This window comes from Acidovorax sp. JHL-3, assembly GCF_000526295.1.
GTDB classification, from domain to species: Bacteria; Pseudomonadota; Gammaproteobacteria; order Burkholderiales; family Burkholderiaceae_C; genus Acidovorax; species Acidovorax defluvii.
On the sequence record NZ_JAFU01000001.1, the window covers coordinates 471,262 to 488,739 of the forward strand.

Below are 17,478 nucleotides of genomic sequence, written 5' to 3' on the forward strand. Positions count from 1 at the left end.
ATTACCCGGAGCAACCTGGAACGCTGCGATCCGACTCACCCCTCTGCTGACCGAAAAACAGCCGTTCGCAGGAATGCACCATCGCATCCATCCCAAAATTTTTCAACGCCCGTCGACGCGCTGATTGGGCAAAAGAACAGCCTCTGGCCGCGTCCGTGTACAGACTCCACAAAGCTTGCGCCATCGCATTGGTGCCGCCAGAAGGAACGAGCAGCCCTGTGACGCTGTCCTCCACCACATCGGGTGTCCCTGGCACTCCGATGGCGTGTGCTAAGCATTCATCCAAGTCTTTCGATACTGCTAGGTAGTGGCTGACGAAAGGCTTGGGTAGCTTGCGCAGGCGCTGGTAGCGCAGATTCTGGCCCGCCGGGTCGTGTGCGTCCCAGCCGTGCTCGGTATGAATGCGTAGCGGCACACGTGCCTGCCACGCCAGTGGCGTGATCTCCAGCGCGGCCAGATTGCAGCTGAGCACTGCGTCGGCCTTGAAGTCACGTAGCGGCTGAACGATGCGCGGGTAAAGCGGCACGGCGTGACCCGGTGGCTTTTGCAGCTCTATGAAGCACACGTCGGGCTGGGTGATGCGATATTTGAAATCGCTGATGGTGGTGAGCGAAAGCACCACATGAACGATGCGCCGGCGGCGCCGTGGGCTACTCATGGGGTGGCCCATTCGGTGAGGGCTGCGGGTACAACAGGACGGACCGGCTCCATCGCTTGCCGCAAAAACGCATCGAACATGATGAGCATCCACAAAGCCGTCGAATGGTCGTGATGCGCACCAAGGTGTTGGTGGACGAGGGTTTTCAGCGTTCCGGCGTTGAAGTAGCCCGATGCCAACATGCGCGGGCTCAGCACGGACTCCTTCAAGCGTTGCGCAAGCGGACCTCGCAACCAACTGGCCAATGGCACCGAAAACCCCATCTTCGGCCGGTACAGGACTTCGCGCGGTAGCAAGGGCTCGAATGCCTTCTTAAGTACATATTTGCCCTCCCCTCCTCGGATCTTCAGGTCGCTGGGCAGCGTAGCCAGCCATTCCACGAGTTGGTGATCCATCAGCGGCTCCCGCACTTCGAGCGAGTGCGCCATGCTGGCGCGATCCACCTTGGTGTTGATGTCGCCGACCAGCCAAGTTTTGTAGTCTAAATACTGGATCAGGGCCAGCGGGTCGTCGATCTCTGTCTGAAGAGCGTACTGCCGGAACACATTGAGCGAGCTGTAGCCTCCCAGGCAGCGTTGGAATGCCGCGGAAAACAACACCTGGCGCTGGTCGGCCAACAGATGCGACATGCTGTGGTGGTAGGCCTGCACGCTGTCCATAGCCAAAGCCTGCAAGGTGGTCTTGGCCCGCAACGGACGCGGCGCCCAGTCTGCCTTGGGGTACATCTGCCCTAGCGCACCAAACAGCGGGCGGCGCAAACCATGCGGCAGGCAATTGCGCAGAGCCTCTTCGCCCTGGTGCATGCGGTAGCGCCGGTACCCGCCCAGACTCTCGTCGCCGCCGTCGCCGGACAGCGCCACGGTGACATGCTTGCGCGCCATCTGGCAGACGCGATAGGTGGGTATGGCCGAGCTGTCAGCGAAAGGTTCGTCGTAAAGCCTTGCCAGCGTGTCGATGAGATCGAAGTCGTCGCTTCTGACGACTTCGAGCTTGTGGTCGGTGTGATAACGTTCCGCCACCTGCTGAGCAAAGGCGGATTCATTGAAACGCGGGTCATCGAAACCAATGGCACAGGTGTGAACGGGCGAGTCTGACAGACCGGCCATAGTGGCCACCACGGCGCTGGAGTCCACCCCGCCGGAGAGGAATGCCCCCAGTGGCACATCCGCGATCATGCGCAGTCGCACCGACTCTTTCACCCGCTCACGCAGTTCGACTTGTGCATCGGCCAGGCCGATGGGGTTGTCATTACTGAAGTGCACATCCCAATAGGGCGCCGGCTGGGCCTGGGCAGAGTCGCCCCGGCGCAGGGTGAGGCAGTGGGCCGCAGGCAGCTTGTGGGCGTGGCGGTAGATGCAACGGGGATCGGGAACGTAGCCGAACGAGAAATAGTCTTCCACCGCAAGCGGGTCAATGTCGCGCACAAAGCCCGGGTGTGCAGTGAGCACTTTGAGTTCGGAGCCAAAAACGAAGCTACCGTCGGGCAACCACGTGTAGTGCATGGGCTTGACACCCATGCGGTCGCGCGCAAGGAACAGGGTTTGCTGGTTGCGGTCCCACAAGGCAAAGGCGAACATGCCCCTCAGTCGGTGCAAGCAGGCCTCGCCCCAGGCTTGCCAGGCATGCACGATCACTTCGGTATCGCTGCGCGTCCTGAAGCGATAGCCCAAAGCCTTGAGTTCGGACATCAGCTCGCGGTAGTTGTAAATCTCGCCGTTGAAGACAATGCCCACGGTACCGTTTTCATTGAACAAGGGCTGCTTGCCGGTGGCCAGGTCGATGACGGAAAGGCGCCGATGCCCCAGCGCCAGACCGGGCTCCAGGTGCACATCGTCCTCATCCGGCCCGCGGTGGGCCTGGACATTGTTGATGCGCGAAATCAGATCACGCGAGTAGGCGCGCGAACCCTGCGTATCGAAAAGACCGGATATGCCACACATGGTCAGTCGCGCCCTCGCGTCTGCCTGAGCGCCGCCACCAGTGCGTCGCCCTGGCCGTCCAGATAGGACTGCAGCCGCGCCGAAGCTTCCACCTCAGACTCCTTGGTGTCGGACAACGGTGCGTAGATCACAATGTGCGCCCCGTCGTCGCCCCACCCGCTGATGCGGCCCAGAGCACCTTGTATCTTGCCCGCGTAGTCGCTGGCGGTGAAGGCGCCATGAACCCAATAGAAGCGCCACACCAACAGGCGCTGGCCGACGTTGCCCGTGCTGGGCGTGTGCTGACGCTGACGCAGCACGGCGGTGTCCATACGCAGGGACCGGCCCTGCAGCCGCGCATCGGCAGAACCATTGGCCGCCCGCGTCCAGATTGGGTCTTGGCTTTTGACCAGCACGTTCTCTGAACTGACCAGCTTTCGCTGATAGTTTTGCTGGCGGTAATAGCTGACGTGCAGTCCCAGCGGCTGGCCCTGACCGTCAATCAGACCGGCGTCCAGCGTGTCAGAGGCATATTCAAAAGCCGGCCGCCAGGTGCTGGGCGGCGTGGACGTGGCATGCCAGGGGGCCGCAACCATGGGCTCGACCACTTGCACAGGCCGTGTCTGCGTGCCAAAGTCCATGACAGCCAGCGCACCATGCGGCGCCAGCACCACGAAAAAGACGAGCGCCAACGCAAGCCAAGGTGTTCGAAACGGAGCGTTTTCAGCAGTCGAACCACCAGGAATTACCTTCTTGGACGGTGGCGGAAGTGGGTCTACCCAGCGCGCGCCGATGAGGAACATCACGCCGATGACGATCCCGAAAAACAACCATCCGTACACGAGGTGATCCACACCCGTGGCGATGGTATTGCCGGAATAATGCCCCAGCATGACGATCATGTACGCGCGCATCCAGTTGGCCACCAGCGGCACCAGGATGGCCACACCAATGAACACCATGCGCTTGCGCGTGCTTTGGTAGCTGAGATACGCGAAAAGGCAGCCTACCGTTACGGACGCGATGAGGTAGCGAATTCCACTGCACGCCTCTACGACCGACCATGTGCCCGAAGGGATGATGAATTGCAGGCCTTCGCGATACACCGGGATGCCGCTCGCACGCAGCGCCATCACGGTGAAGTCGGCGGTCCACTCCATCAAACGGGGCAGCAAAAAGTCGCCGATCGGTACGGCAAAAAACAGAAAAGCCAAAGGAAAAGCCAGCGCCTTGGCCACGCGCCAACCGAGCACGGCAGGCACAGACAACACGATCAACGTTATCAGCGCAAGCTGAGTAGCAGCATTCACAGCCACCAGATCGCCAGCCAGCCAGAGCGCCGTAGCGCCCGCCATAAGCACCCACGCCAGGCGGCCCGGGCGGGGAACCATGGGCGCCAGAACCGCGCGCTGGCGCCACACCAGCCACAGCGAAATGATGGGCACCACGAAGCCGTGCGCGTAGGTGTCGGAGCGCGCCCAGATCATCGCCATGCTCCAGGCCGTATGCCAGTACGCGACCAAAATGACTGCAAGCAGAAGTACCAATGCACCCAGGGGCCTGCGCCAATAGGCGGGGAGACGTTGGAGGCGGCCTGTCATGTTGACACCCTCATGCCACGACTTCCTGAGGGGGCTTGGCACGCAGGCTTCCAAGGCAACTGTCGATGCCGCTCAGATGCGCTTGCCAGCTGCATTCCTGCTCGACGTAGCGACGAGCCTGTTGACCCAATGCTGCTGCGTTGTAGGGCGACTCCAGCAGCGGCTTCAGGGCTTCAACAAACTCTTCCGGCGTGTCTGCACGCAACAGCCCCTGACCCACGGTGGCGCCGATGGCGTCGGCACAGCTACTGCCGGTAACCACTGGCTGTTGCATGGCCATGGCTTCCAGAATCTTGTTTTGGATACCACGCGCCACACGCAAGGGCGCCACCACGGCGCTGGCGTATTGCAGATAGGGCCGCACGTCGGGCACGGTCCCGGTTACCACCACATGCGCGCCAGCCAGCGCCTGGACCTGAGACGAAGGGCTGCGACCCACGATATAAAAGCGTGCCAGCGGCCAGCGGGTGCGCAAGAGCGGAAGCACATCGGCCGCGAACCAACTGACACCGTCAATGTTGGGCCAGTAGTCCATGGCACCGGTGAACACTACGGCCTGCTCTCCGGCTTCGAAGGGGTTGAGCCGCAGAGGGTTTGGTACGAAAAAATCGGCATCCACCCCGTTACCCATCGACTGCACGCGCCCCTGACATTCCGGCGCCTGCGACAAGAACAAGGCGGTTTCGTTGGGCGTAACGAAGTACGAACGGCGCGCCAATGTGGCCATTGCGCGCTCGTATGCGAGCAAACGCCTTCCCTCCAGGCGATACAGCAGGGACAAGGGCCAGCGGTGTGCGGGTGCGTACTGGGTCCATTTTGCAGAATCCACATCGACAAAGTCCACCAGCATGGGCACCTGCGGCAAAAGCGGCTGCGCGTACTGCGCCATAGCCGAGGAAAAAACCACGCATGCCTGCAAGCTGTATTCCGCCTTTATCTGCTCGACCCAGCGCCGCATCCCAGCGTTGCGGTAGTAGGCCAGCGTGAGCGCCTCACCCGCCAGGAGACCGCGGAGGCTCTTGACTTTGGCGCTGCGTGAGTGGATGCGCTCCACGTGCAGGTCGGGACACAGGGCCTGGAGTGTGGGCAAATGTTGCGCATCGTCCGGGTCGTCGATGAAGGTACCAAGAAACACCCGGTGGCGCTGCTGCAAGTGGCGCAGCAGGTGGTATGAACGCACCTTGTCACCCTTGTTCGGGGGGTACGGCAGTCTGTGCACCAGGTAGAGAATATTGCTCATGGCAGTCATGCGTTGGTAGCACTCAGCCAAGGTTGCGCACAATTTTGGGCCCGAGCCAATTGGCCAGTCCGATGGGCATGCGCTTCCAGGCGGCGATCAGCAGGCGGTACTTGGCATTCGCGGGGTTGTTCTGCGGCACGCTGTCGCATTTGTACAGCCGGAATTCATAGTGCAAGGGCGTGGGCTCAAAGCCCCAGTTCTTCTTGAACGCATACGAGCCTGTGCCCTGCTTGCTGCGTCCATAGTCGAACACCCTCATGCCTCGGGCGCAGGCCAGGCGCATGAGCTCCCAGTACTTGAAGTCGTTGGCCGCCAGTTCCCGTGCGGCCTCGTCATCGCCGGCATAGTAGGGCAGCACTTCGTCACGGAAATAGAAACTCAGCACGCTGCTGATGCAGCGCCCATCGGGCGCGCAAATGGTGAGCACTTCACAGTCAGGCCCGAAGACCCGACACAGCCCTTTGAAATAGGCCCTGGGAAGGGCTGGCGTGCCATGCCTGTGCACGTTGTCGGCATACAGCGCGAAGAAGCGGTCGACCGTGGTATCGATGTGGGATGTGAGCCCGTTCTTGATGCCTTTTCGCACCATGGCGCGCTGCTTGCGCGGGATGGCGAGCAGGTTGTCCTCTTCTTTCGGCGCGATCTGTTTGCGGAACGTCACATAGAGGTCTTGCAGTGGCCAGTCGGCGTGGCGGCGCTGCACATGGCGCAACTCCAGGTGGTCCACACCCAGGCGCTGCGCCAGCAGCTCGGCCTCGTGCTCCAACGCCACGGCAGCATCTTCGTCCAGCGCTGCAACGCCTCCGTACACGGAAAAAGGCAAGCTGGTGAGGGCATTGCCAAACAAGCGGCTTTTGACATGCCCCAGCGGCAACACGCCCAGGATGCTTCCACCGCTCTCGGCATAGAGAAAGTAAGTGTCGTGATGGAACACCTCGCGGATCAATACCTGCCAGCCCGCCCGATGGAAAAAAGTGGCGTGCGGACAGCCCAGCACAAAAGCGTCCCACCGCGCTGCGTCGGCTGCGTTGTGCACATCCAGCCGGCGAACGGCGAGCGTGGAGGCAACTTCAGACACGGGCCACCTCTTTTGAATGCGGGGACAGAAAAATATGGTCCATGCGGCCCCATTGAAAGTCCCTCAGCAGGTGCCCCAGCCGCTGTTCCATGCGACCGATGTTCACGTAATGCCTGAAGCGGGTCTTGAAACCAATGCCCTGAACGCGCGGCTGTCCGACATCCATTTCCCAGGGATGAAAGTAAAAAACGGCAGGTGAGCTGTCTTGGCGATTCACCTGGCGCAGCATCCAGCGCGACAGCGCATAGGGAAAAAGGCGAAAGTAGCCTCCCCCGCTGGACGGCAAGTTGCGGTTGAACATACGCAGGGTGGTCGGTGGCACCTCGATCAATCCGTCGCGTATCTGGTGGGCAAAACGGGGGGCATCCGGCATGCCGTAGTGGTCGTGCTGGATGGGGTAAATGCTGGAGCTGTAGCGGTAGCCTGCGCGCTGCAGCGCATCCAGCGCCCACAAATTGCCTGCACCGATAGAGAAGCTGGGGGCACGGTAACCGTGCACGCAAGTACCGGCGATGTCTTCCAGCAGGGCTTTGGCACGGTGAATGTCGTTGAAGAACGCGGCCTCCGACAAGTCACTCACACGCTCATGACCGTAGCCATGGCTGGCCAGCTCATGACCACCGTCCACGATGCGGCGCACCAACGCCGGATACCGCTCGGCGATCCAGCCCAATGTGAAGAAGGTGGCGTGGGTTTTGTTCTCTTGCAGCATGGCCAGGATGCGCTCGACGTTGCGCTCCACCCGGCATTCGCGCGAATCCCACGCACTGCGTTCAATGTAGGGGGCGAAAGCCGATACCTGGAAGTAATCCTCCACGTCAATGGTCAGCGCGTTGGTGATGGAGGGCGTGCTGCGCATGGCGATGGACTCCCGGCTCTAGCCAGCGGCACTATCGGCACGCGGGCGCCGACTTGCGGCCACCAGCTTTTGCAGATTCATCAAGATTTCGAGGGTCACGCGCTCCTGGCGCAGAACGCTGCGCTCGATACGAAGCAAACGGGCACTCAGTTGCTCGGCCGAAACTTGCGCGAGATGCCCGGACATGCTGTCTGCCAGAGCGCAATCCAGATTCAAATCCAGATCCAACGGCCCCAACGCCAAATCGCCATCGACCAGCCCCTCGTAATGCGAACCTTGCGCAGCCGCATACAAAGGTATTTCCCAAGGATAGGCTGCCTTGGGCGGCACACGCATTTCAGATTGAACTTCGTGAATGATGTCGCTGACCAGTTCCAGGTCAATGTGTGTCCTGTCCGTCAGAAATCCCTGCAAAAGGATCCGGTCAAACAAGGTGTTGACGCGCCGGGGAATTCCGCCTGTGTATTGGTGGACGCAGTCGAATATTTCTGGATCGAAGGTGGGCTTTTCGCGGGCACCCGCACATTTCAAGCGATGCAGGATGTACTCGCGGGTTTCATCTGCCTCCAGGGGACCGAGATGGCAAGTGGCGGTGACACGCTGACGCAGTTGCAGCATGCTGGGGCTTTGCAGGATTTCCCGAAACTCGGGTTGGCCAACCAGAAAAGTCTGCAGCAGTGCGTTCTGGCCACTCTGGAAGTTGGACAGCATGCGCAGCTCTTCCACCGCCTGCTGCTGAAGATTCTGCGCTTCGTCGACGATTAGCAGGCAACGCTTTCCTTGCAGCGTCTGGGTGACGAAGAACGCTTCCAGTGCCAGCAACAGGTCACCTTTGGAAACACCATGCACATGGACGCCGAATGCGGCCCCCACCAGTCGCAGCGTGTCTTCGGCACCCAACTGCGTGCTCACCAGATGGGCGGCGACAACGGTGCCTGGGTCCAGACTTTCGATCAGGCCGCGCACAATCGTCGTCTTGCCCGCCCCCACCTCGCCCGTAATCACAATGAATCCTTCGCAACGCATCACGCCGTACTCTAGATACGCGCGTGCGCGCTGGTGCTGCTTGCTACTGAAATAGAAGCTGGGATCGGGATTGAGTTGGAAGGGTTTGCTGCTCAACCCATAAAACGCTTCGTACATGGATCAGAACCTGTGTGTGATGGTCCCAACGATGGCCGATTCGCTATAAGGACTGGCGAGGCCATCGGACCGCACGCGGCGTATCTGGATACCGCCACTGGTGCGACGGGCCAACAGCACATTCCAGCCCAAGACAAGTGAGCGCACACGGGTCTCCAGCCCTGGAAAAGTACCTACGCTGCGCTGTTCGCCCCAATTTGCATGGATCGAAGAATTCGGTGTAAGGCGATGGGCAAGCCACAAACTCCACCCTCGCTGACGAATGCGGGAGTTGGTATCGAAATCATCGCCCAACTGGAGCGCACCACCAATAGAGCGGCTATCTGAACGCGAAACGGCCAGCGTCACGGTACTGCGCTGCCCCAACAGCGCCAGCGAGAGTTGTTGCACCCGCTGCAAGGTGCTCGATGACCGGAGAAAATCAGGAAAAACCTGTACGTTGGCGGGCAGCCCCAGGCGCTCAATCTCTGCCAGAACGAGCTGTGTGCGGCGGATGGCATCAGGCTCAAGCTGTGCGTAGAAGCCGTCAAGCAGGTCGAACAGCGACCCCAGCGACGCCGACTGTGCGTCCAACCCATTGGAAATGACCTTGACATCGGTGTAGCGCCAGACAGTGCGCCCAGTGCGATGCTCCAGTGATGCATTGTGGGCTTCGCCAAAATAGCGGCTCTCGCGTTCGAAAGACAGTCGGGACCGCTCCGATGGCTGCCACGTAGCACCGAACCCTGCAATGCTGTGAGACTCGCGTGTGGGCGACATCTGGTTGGTGGTTTCGGTTCCGCCAATCCCCGTAACAACCAACTGCGGCGTCATCGCAATATTCACCCGCGCACGCACCGCAGTGGTTTCAATACTCCGACCGAGTGAATAATCGGCGACCTGGTTGCTGGCATCTACGGCCCAGCCCAGGATTTTCCCGCTTTCTCGGCTACCCAGATGCAAGAGCCAGTCTTGCGTAGTGACATCAGATCGACTGTCTGCCTTGGTGCGGGTATCTTGCACGCTGTAACGCGCCTCGTAATCCACCACCGCTCCAATGCGGCCTCGCAGGTAAGGAGAAAGTCGAAAGCTCGACGTCTGCGAAGCATTGGGATTGGCAGGGTAACCATCCACCGGTGGGCCGAAGGCCGATATAGGCTGCGAAGCGACGACGGCGGCCACATCGAAAAAGGCCCACTGCTCGATCGCTTCGACGACCGCGTTGGCATTCAGGTTGTGCCGAATCTGATTAAACCTTGACTCCCGTGCGTAATAGGTGTCGTGCAGTGAGTAATCAACAAACCCTTTGACACGTGCCGTGTTGCTGATCAGCTGAAAACCTGGGATCACCTCTGTCACCTGATCACTGTCACCGGTTGCATCGAGCCGTGCATTATTGGTAATGGTGTGCTGCACAGAAACACGCGGCTCGAATACCACGCTGGGTTGACTTGTTGCTGCCTGCACATCTTCTTGTTGTGCGGTGACGGTGCCAGAAAGAAACGCTGGAGCGGCTGCCAAAGCGAGTGATGCCCAGCGAACCAAGGGAGGACTTGCGGTGTAGCGATAAGGGCGGTTCACGCGAACACTCCTATTTCCGTCACGCCGCGGCAGTAGCCATGCTGGACTCGCCCACTAATCGATCGTAGCCATAGCCGTAGCCATACCCATAGCCATAAGCACCCAGGCCACGGCTACGCGCCTGGTTGAGCACCATGAGCCTGATAGGGCAAGCCTCGATGGTGGACAGGGCATGCTGAACTTGCGACTGCAGCGTTTTTTCAGCCTGCACGACGATGACAACCTGGCCCATGTGACTGGCCAAAACCCGCGCTTCCGTGGTCAGCAGCAATGGGGGTGAATCGAAAATGATGATGCGGTCGCTGTAGCGCTTGCCCATGTCATTGAGCAGTGCGACCATGGCATCGCTGGCCAGCAATTCCGTCGCACGCGGGTTCGGAAGGCCCGTTGGCAACAGAGTGAAATTATCTATATTGGTGCGCAACAGTACGTCAGGCAAGCCGATCTTGTCGTCCAACAACAAGTCCAGCAAGCCGGGTGCCGGGGGCAGGCCCAGTGTTTTCATGATGGACTGGCGTGCAACATCGGCATCAACGAGCATCACCGTATGGTTCAGCTCCATTGCCAGACTCATGGCCAGGTTGATCGCCGTGAAGGTCTTGCCCTCCCCGGGTAACGAACTGGTCACCATGATGAGGTTGCCATTGGCTACCAGCGAGGCGCCTTTGCCCGTTGCATTTTCCAGCAGTGGCCGTTTGATGACACGAAACTGGTCTGTCGTGGCGGAGCGGGGCGCATTGGGAGTAACAAATCCAGCCGCAGCCAATGCCGTCAAATCAATGTGCACGCTTTTGGAAGCTGGCACGCCCCGCTGCACATCGATGACAACATCTTCTGCCGGTGAAAATTTGGCTGATTGCTGCTCGGCGCTCGGAGCAGGGATTTCTTCATGCCGCACCACATTACCCGACACAGGCACACCCGCTTTTCGCAATTGTTCAAGCCGCTGCGCCGCTTTTTCAATGGAACTTGTCATGATGGCATGTCACCCAAGAAGGCCCGAGAAGTAGGACAGCGCTAACATTCCACCCGCATAGAGCAGAACGAGTGCAAGCAAGGCCGCGATGAATCGCTTAAAGCTTCTCGATTCACGCTGACGAAACGCATTACTGGGGATTAAATCCACCACCCCCAGCAACGGCAGTTGGGTCAATTGGCGCAAGGCCGCACCATCGAAGAAAACCGGCCTGATCTGGCTCATGAGAAACGCCATTCCAAGCCCTGCGCCCAAAGCTGCCAGCAAGGTCATTGGCATCAATAGAACCCGGTTGGGAGCCACTGGCTTGGGCGACACGCGCGGCGGGTCGATGACTCGAAATTCAGCCACACTGGACGTGTTTTCCAATTGCCCCGACATCATGGCCGATTCACGGCGGGACACCAGATCGGCATAGTTTTTCTGGTTGATCTGATAGTCCCGATTCAGCTGCGCCAACTCAGCCTCCAGCTGCGGGGCCACCTTGAGTTGTTCCTGCACACGGTTGGCACGCGACTCATATTCAACGACGCGCGCGCGCAGTGACGCCACTTGAACTTCAGCTGCAGAATAAATGCGATTGAGCTCCAATACTGCCGGATTGGCCTCCACGGCGGGCCCACCGGGCGCAGCCTTGGCCTTGCGCCGCAGCTCGTCTATTTCGCGGCGCTTCTGAGCTTCAAGTTCTGCGATCAATCTGCGCGTGTTGACCACATCCGGGTGCTCGTCGGTGTAGCGCTGTAGCAGCGTATCAAGATTGCGCTTCTGCTCATAAAGGCGCGCATCCAGCTCAGGCGTCTGTATACCGACTGCAGACCCGATGAGAGACTGTTCAGTTTGCGCGCGAAGCATCTCCAACTGACGACTCGCCGCCGCCCGCGCACTTTCAGCTTCGCGCAGCTCCAGCCGGGCCTGACTTAGAAGGTTGCCGATTTCGGCGGCCCGTCCCGCCGAGTCCAGGCCGCTTTGGGATTGCAACTCAATGTTTCGCAACTTGAACGCCTTGAGGCGGCCCTCGGCGTCTGTGAGTTTGGCCTCGTAGCTCTTGATCTGTTCATCAAGGAAGCGACGCGCACTGTCTGAATCCTGGCGCGATGCACCCAAACTGGATTCGACAAAGATGGTCAGCAGAGCCTGCACGACACGCTGCGCCCTCTCAGGATTCTGGTCGCGATAGGACAACGTATAGAGATTGTCGCGCCCGGTGGTCTGGATGCTGATGGACTTGGTCACGGCATCGACCACCGCATCTTTTGCAGCCTTGGAATGCGCACCGAGATCCAGATCGACGGTGCGAACCAGCCGCTCCACCGTAGGTCGACTAAGCAGCGTACGGCTGAGCATGGCAACCTGCTGCTCGATGTTCGGCTGTACAGCAATGCCGGTCATGAGCGGACGCAGAATGGACTGCGTGTCTACAAACACACGCGCCGATGCCTGGTAGTGATCCGGCATCATGAGCACCACACCCACGCCCACGGCAGCTACCAGCCATGTGATCAGCATGGCCAGACGACGATAGCTCCACATGCCGCGGACGGTTGTGGTGATCTGGCCTAGAAACTCATCCATTCGTTCCCCCTCAACAAGTCCACTGGGCGCCTGTCAGCCGCCAATCCTTGCTCAGGCAAGTCAGAACCACCCTTGAGGGATGATGAGAATATCGCCAGGAAGCACTTCCACATTGGCGTCGATATCACCGCGCTTGACCAGATCATTCAGGCGTACGGTGTAACGCTTGTTGCCCTCGGCCGCGCGTACGAGCGTGGCGCTGTTGCCATCGGCAAAATCAGTCAATCCACCTACCGCAATCATCACATCCAGTACTGTCATTTTTTGCTTGTAGGGAAGGAACTGCGGTTTGGCCGCTTCACCCACCACACGGATCTGCTCACTGTAGGGGCCAACGAAGCCAGTAACGATCACGGTGACGACCGGATCCCGCACGTATTTACCCAACTCTTTTTCTACGTCCCGAGCGATCTGCGCCGACGTTTTACCTTGCGCGACGAGTCCGTCAACCAGGGGGGTAGACACCTGACCGTCCGGGCGCACCGGCACGACCTGTGACAACTCGGGATTTCGCCATACGATGATGTTGAGCGTATCTCCAGGCCCCACGATGTAGTTGTAGTCTGGGGCGGACGCTTTGGCTGGCGCAGCCGGATGGTCCCCTCCCCGCATACCCGCACAGCCAACCACCGAAGAGGCCAAGGCCGCAGCTGCCACAACGCGAGCCATTGAGCCCAGGCCCAGGAGCCTCGAAACGTATTTCCGCATGGCGCAACTCCTTACATCGTTTGCACGGCTATAGCCAAAACAACCTAGCCTCGTTGCAGCATACCCCGAACGAATGTCAAACGTAAATGCATTTTTGGCTGCACAAAATCTGTCTCTGCGTGCGACTTAATGCCTGCACCGCTGTTTCGTCAAGGCAAAAAACCGTGCCCACCTACCCAGGAGAAAAGGCCTGAGGGCACCACATCGCATCCGCGGACAGGCAGACTCAGCAGCCGTAGTACTCCCGATACCAACGTACGAAACTCTCTATTCCTTCAGCCAGCGGCGTAGACGGTGCAAAACCCACCCACTCCCGAAGTGCTTGGGTGCTGGCATACGTTGCCGGCACATCCCCCGGCTGCATTGGAAGCAGCTTCTTGATGGCCGATTTGCCCAGCGCGCTTTCCAGGCAACGAATGAAGTCGAGCAGCTGAACAGGGTCGCAGTTACCAATGTTGAACACCCGGTAAGGGGCTGCGCCCACGCGTTCAGGAGTGGCTGGTTTATCCAGTACGCGCAGCACGCCCTCCGTGATGTCGTCTATATAGGTGAAGTCACGCCGCATGTCCCCGTGGTTGAAGACCGAAATCGGCTCGTCGGCCAGGATGGCACGGGTGAAGAGGTGGTACGCCATGTCAGGCCGTCCCCAGGGGCCATAGACTGTAAAAAAGCGCAGCCCGGTGGTGGGGAATCCATAAAGGTGACTGTAGGTGTGGGCCATGAGCTCGTTGGCCTTCTTGGTGGCGGCATACAGGCTCACAGGGTGGTCAACGGCGTCCGATTCAGTAAACGGCATTTTTGTATTGCCGCCATAAACGCTGGAACTGGAGGCATACACAAGGTGCGCGACACCTTGGGCGCGGCAGCCTTCGAGGACATGGCCAAATCCGGTCAGGTTGGAATCGAAATAAGCATTGGGATGGGTAATGCTGTATCGCACGCCGGCCTGGGCGGCGAGATGGATGACGCTGTCAAAACGCTCGGCAGCGAACAACTCTGCCATTCCCGTGCGGTCGGCCAGATCGAGCTGTACAAGACGAAAATTCGCCACTCCTTCAAGCCGCTGTAGCCTGGCCTGTTTGAGTGCGGGGTCATAGTAGTCGCTGAGATTGTCCAGGCCCATCACCCGATCACCGCGCTCCAGCAGGCGCCCGGCCACGTGGCTACCAATGAACCCGGCGGCGCCGGTCAGAAGAACGTGTTGTGGCTTTCGCTCTGACTTCATGAAGGCAGCTCCCGCCAGGTGGGCCAATATGGAAATCAGCGCCCGTACAGGTCTTCGAACCGCACGATGTCGTCCTCGCCCAAGTAGGAGCCGGACTGTACCTCGATCATCTCCAGGCTGACCTGGCCGGGGTTTTCCAGGCGGTGTGTCACCCCCAAAGGGATATAAGTGGACTGATTCTCAGACAAAAGAAACACCTCGTCGCCCTTGGTCACACGGGCGGTGCCACGCACAACAATCCAGTGTTCGGCACGGTGATGGTGCATCTGAAGCGACAGCTTGCCGCCAGGCTTGACCATGATGCGCTTGACCTGGAAGCGCTCGCCTCCGTCGACACCGTCATACCAGCCCCAGGGTCGATACACCTTGCGGTGCACCATACCCTCGGTGCGACCATCACGTTTAAGACGATCAACGATTTTTTTCACATCCTGGGTGTGGCGCTGATCGGCCACAAGCACCGCGTCGGGTGTTTCTACGACGACCAAACCCTGCACACCCACGCATGCCAAGAGACGCCCGGATGACAGAGCCAAGGTATTGCGGCAGTCCTGTATCAGGGTACGTCCCTGCACGACATTGCCGTCGTCATCCTTGGGAAGGATTTGCCAAAGCGCGTCCCAGGCACCCACATCAGACCAGCCCGCCGACAACGGCACCACCACGCCAGGTGGCAGGCCTGCTACCGCCTTCGCCCCGGTCAAACGCTCCATCACGGCATAGTCGATGGAATCACTCGGGCAGGCAGCAAATGACTCAGCGTCCACGCGGAGAAACGACAGGTCCGATGTGCCGTTTTTCCACGCCACATCACAGGCAGCCAGGATATCCGGACGGCAGAGCTCCAGAGCTTTCAGCCAGACCGAGGCGCGCAACACAAACAGCCCACTGTTCCAGAGGTAATCACCCGCTTGCAGGTAGCCTTCGGCCGTAGCGAGGTCGGGCTTTTCGACAAAACGGGCTATGGCGCGCGCACCGTCTTCATTCAGCGTAGCGCCAGCCTGGATGTAACCGTAGCCCGTCTCGGGCCGGTCCGGGGTGATACCGAAAGTGACGATGGCCCCATCCTGAGCCAGCCGGGCAGCATGGCACACGCCCTGTTGGAATACCTCAGGCTGAGCCACTACGTGATCCGCAGGCATGACCAGCAATACCGGATCATCTCCGCCGGAACGTGCAGCCATTGCAGCGAGCGTCAACGCTGGCGCGGTGTTGCGGCCCATCGGCTCGAGCACAATGCGGCCTTGCTTGCCGATCAGACGCAATTGCTCTGCCACCACAAAACGGTATTCCTCGTTGCACACCACCAGCGGGGGTGCGCTGTCGGCGCCGGAAACGCCCTCAAACCGACGCAGGGTCGCTTGCAACAGCGAGTCCTCGCCCATGAGTGCGAGCAATTGCTTTGGGTATTTTTCCCGCGACAGCGGCCACAGGCGTGTGCCCGAACCACCCGACAACACTACCGGCTGGATCAACATGGTTTGCTTGTTCCCCGTTTGTCTGCAGACATCGATACCACACTGGATCAACCCGGCGCCACTGGAAGACCAGCACTTCACACCGGAGGGCATACTGCTTGTCCATCTTATTGCATATGCCTCGTCAATCATGCTGGAAAATTGCCATGGAACAGGCAACGAGCCCAGCACGCCGGGCCCGCTTTGCAGACCGGTCCATACAATCGCACCCTTGCCGACTGACGTGGCGGCCCTCTAGAACATGCGCCAGTTTTCTGTTCTCTTCGTCTGCATGAGCAACATCTGCCGCAGCCCCACGGCCCATGGCGTGTTTCGCCAGCGCGTGGCGCGCGCCGGGCTGGCCGACAAAGTGCGCATCGATTCAGCCGGCACCCACAGCGCCCACAGGGGCGAGCCCCCCGACGCACGCGCACAAATTCAGGCCAGGCAACGCGGCTATGCGCTGGCAGATCTGCGGTCCCGTCAGATCACCGATGGCGATTTCCACACCTTCGATCTGGTGCTGGCCATGGACTACGACAACCTGGCGGAACTGCGCCGCCGTTGCCCTCCAGAGCAGCAATATCGTTTGCGGCGCATGACAGAGTTCTGTCTGCGCACCAGCAGTCCCGTGGTGCCAGACCCGTACTACGGCAATGCGCAGGGGTTCGAGCGTGTACTGGACCTGCTGGAAGATGCCTGCGACGGGCTGCTGGCACATGTGCAGCGGGAGCTCAACCCCGGCCGTTGATCCCTGCGGCGAAGACCAGTGGCCCGCTCAGGCCAGCTGCGCGCGCATCGCGTCCACCACACCCTTGTAATCGGGTTTGCCAAAAATGGCGCTGCCCGCCACAAAGGTGTCGGCACCCGCATCGGCCACACGGCGGATGTTGTCGGCCTTGATGCCACCATCCACCTCCAGGCGGATGTCCTTGCCCGAGGCGTCGATGCGCTTGCGCACGGCTTCGATCTTGCGCAGGGCCGAGTCAATGAAGCTCTGGCCGCCAAAACCGGGGTTCACGCTCATGATGAGGATGAGGTCGATGTCGTCGATCACCCAGTCCAGCACATCCAGCGGTTCGGCCGGGTTGAACACCAGGCCGGGTTTGACGCCCTTGCTGCGAATGGCCTGGATGCTGCGGTGCACATGGCCCGAGGCGTCGGGGTGAAAGCTGATGTAGTCGGCGCCCGCGTCGGCAAACGCGGCAGCCAGGGCGTCCACGGGCTGGATCATCAGGTGCACATCAACGGGCACCGCCACGCCGGCAGCCGTTTTGGCATGCGGCTTGAGGGCCTGGCAGACCATGGGGCCAAAGGTGAGGTTGGGTACGTAATGGTTGTCCATCACGTCGAAGTGAATCCAGTCGGCACCGGCGGCAATGACGCTGCGCACTTCTTCGCCCAAGCGGGCGAAATCGGCTGAGAGGATCGAGGGGGCAATGCGAAAAGGTCGGCTCATGGCCCGATTGTCGCAGTTACCAT

At 60.0% G+C, this 17,478-nt stretch carries 15 protein-coding genes; 1 reads left to right on the top strand and 14 read right to left on the bottom strand.

Going from position 1 to position 17,478, the window contains the following annotated elements; genetic code table 11:
• Position 1 precedes the first annotated feature (1 nt).
• The 13 genes from K226_RS19265 to K226_RS0102205 form a co-directional block, all read right to left on the bottom strand.
• The gene (locus tag K226_RS19265) at positions 2–658 is read right to left on the bottom strand and encodes a glycosyltransferase (RefSeq protein WP_081739393.1); all 657 of its coding nucleotides are present in this window, start codon (positions 656–658) and stop codon (positions 2–4) included.
• A complete protein-coding gene (locus K226_RS0102150) occupies positions 655–2,598 on the bottom strand; it encodes an XrtA/PEP-CTERM system amidotransferase (RefSeq protein WP_024813233.1) in 1,944 nt (647 codons plus the stop codon). Before K226_RS0102150 ends, K226_RS19265 begins: the two co-directional genes overlap by 4 nt.
• Positions 2,599–2,600: 2 nt before the next feature.
• On the bottom strand, positions 2,601–4,178 hold the full coding sequence (gene xrtA / locus K226_RS0102155; protein ID WP_035240812.1) for an exosortase A: 1,578 nt from the start codon (positions 4,176–4,178) through the stop codon (positions 2,601–2,603).
• A gap of 10 nt (positions 4,179–4,188) precedes the next feature.
• Positions 4,189–5,427: a TIGR03087 family PEP-CTERM/XrtA system glycosyltransferase gene (locus K226_RS0102160; protein ID WP_051463456.1), complete on the bottom strand. Its 1,239-nt coding sequence runs from the start codon at positions 5,425–5,427 to the stop codon at positions 4,189–4,191.
• A 13-nt stretch (positions 5,428–5,440) separates the two neighbouring features.
• Complete coding sequence (locus K226_RS0102165) at positions 5,441–6,496, bottom strand: FemAB family XrtA/PEP-CTERM system-associated protein (protein WP_024813236.1); 1,056 nt, start codon at positions 6,494–6,496, stop codon at positions 5,441–5,443.
• Positions 6,489–7,355, bottom strand: a complete 867-nt coding sequence (locus K226_RS0102170; RefSeq protein ID WP_024813237.1) for an XrtA system polysaccharide deacetylase — start codon at positions 7,353–7,355, stop codon at positions 6,489–6,491. The genes K226_RS0102165 and K226_RS0102170 overlap by 8 nt, the downstream gene beginning before the upstream one ends.
• An 18-nt stretch (positions 7,356–7,373) precedes the next feature.
• Positions 7,374–8,498: an XrtA/PEP-CTERM system-associated ATPase gene (locus K226_RS0102175; RefSeq protein WP_024813238.1), complete on the bottom strand. Its 1,125-nt coding sequence runs from the start codon at positions 8,496–8,498 to the stop codon at positions 7,374–7,376.
• 3 nt (positions 8,499–8,501) lie between these two features.
• The gene (locus tag K226_RS0102180; RefSeq protein WP_051463457.1) at positions 8,502–10,058 is read right to left on the bottom strand and encodes a TIGR03016 family PEP-CTERM system-associated outer membrane protein; all 1,557 of its coding nucleotides are present in this window, start codon (positions 10,056–10,058) and stop codon (positions 8,502–8,504) included.
• Positions 10,059–10,077: 19 nt separating this feature from the next.
• The gene (locus K226_RS0102185) at positions 10,078–11,034 is read right to left on the bottom strand and encodes an XrtA-associated tyrosine autokinase (protein WP_024813240.1); all 957 of its coding nucleotides are present in this window, start codon (positions 11,032–11,034) and stop codon (positions 10,078–10,080) included.
• Between the two features lie 9 nt (positions 11,035–11,043).
• On the bottom strand, positions 11,044–12,606 hold the full coding sequence (locus K226_RS0102190) for an XrtA system polysaccharide chain length determinant (RefSeq protein ID WP_024813241.1): 1,563 nt from the start codon (positions 12,604–12,606) through the stop codon (positions 11,044–11,046).
• 60 nt (positions 12,607–12,666) lie between these two features.
• A complete protein-coding gene (locus tag K226_RS0102195; RefSeq protein WP_024813242.1) occupies positions 12,667–13,314 on the bottom strand; it encodes an XrtA/PEP-CTERM system exopolysaccharide export protein in 648 nt (215 codons plus the stop codon).
• 226 nt (positions 13,315–13,540) lie between these two features.
• Positions 13,541–14,539, bottom strand: coding sequence for an NAD-dependent epimerase (locus K226_RS0102200; protein WP_024813243.1), 999 nt, complete (start codon positions 14,537–14,539; stop codon positions 13,541–13,543).
• Between the two features lie 35 nt (positions 14,540–14,574).
• Positions 14,575–16,017, bottom strand: a complete 1,443-nt coding sequence (locus K226_RS0102205; protein WP_024813244.1) for a mannose-1-phosphate guanylyltransferase/mannose-6-phosphate isomerase — start codon at positions 16,015–16,017, stop codon at positions 14,575–14,577.
• A 241-nt stretch (positions 16,018–16,258) separates the two neighbouring features.
• Here K226_RS0102205 and K226_RS0102210 point away from each other — a divergent pair, with 241 nt between their 5' ends.
• The gene (locus K226_RS0102210) at positions 16,259–16,747 is read left to right on the top strand and encodes a low molecular weight protein-tyrosine-phosphatase (protein ID WP_024813245.1); all 489 of its coding nucleotides are present in this window, start codon (positions 16,259–16,261) and stop codon (positions 16,745–16,747) included.
• 27 nt (positions 16,748–16,774) lie between these two features.
• Here the strand turns inward: K226_RS0102210 and rpe are convergent, their stop codons facing one another.
• A complete protein-coding gene (rpe, locus tag K226_RS0102215; protein WP_024813246.1) occupies positions 16,775–17,455 on the bottom strand; it encodes a ribulose-phosphate 3-epimerase in 681 nt (226 codons plus the stop codon).
• Between the last annotated feature and the right edge of the window lie 23 nt (positions 17,456–17,478).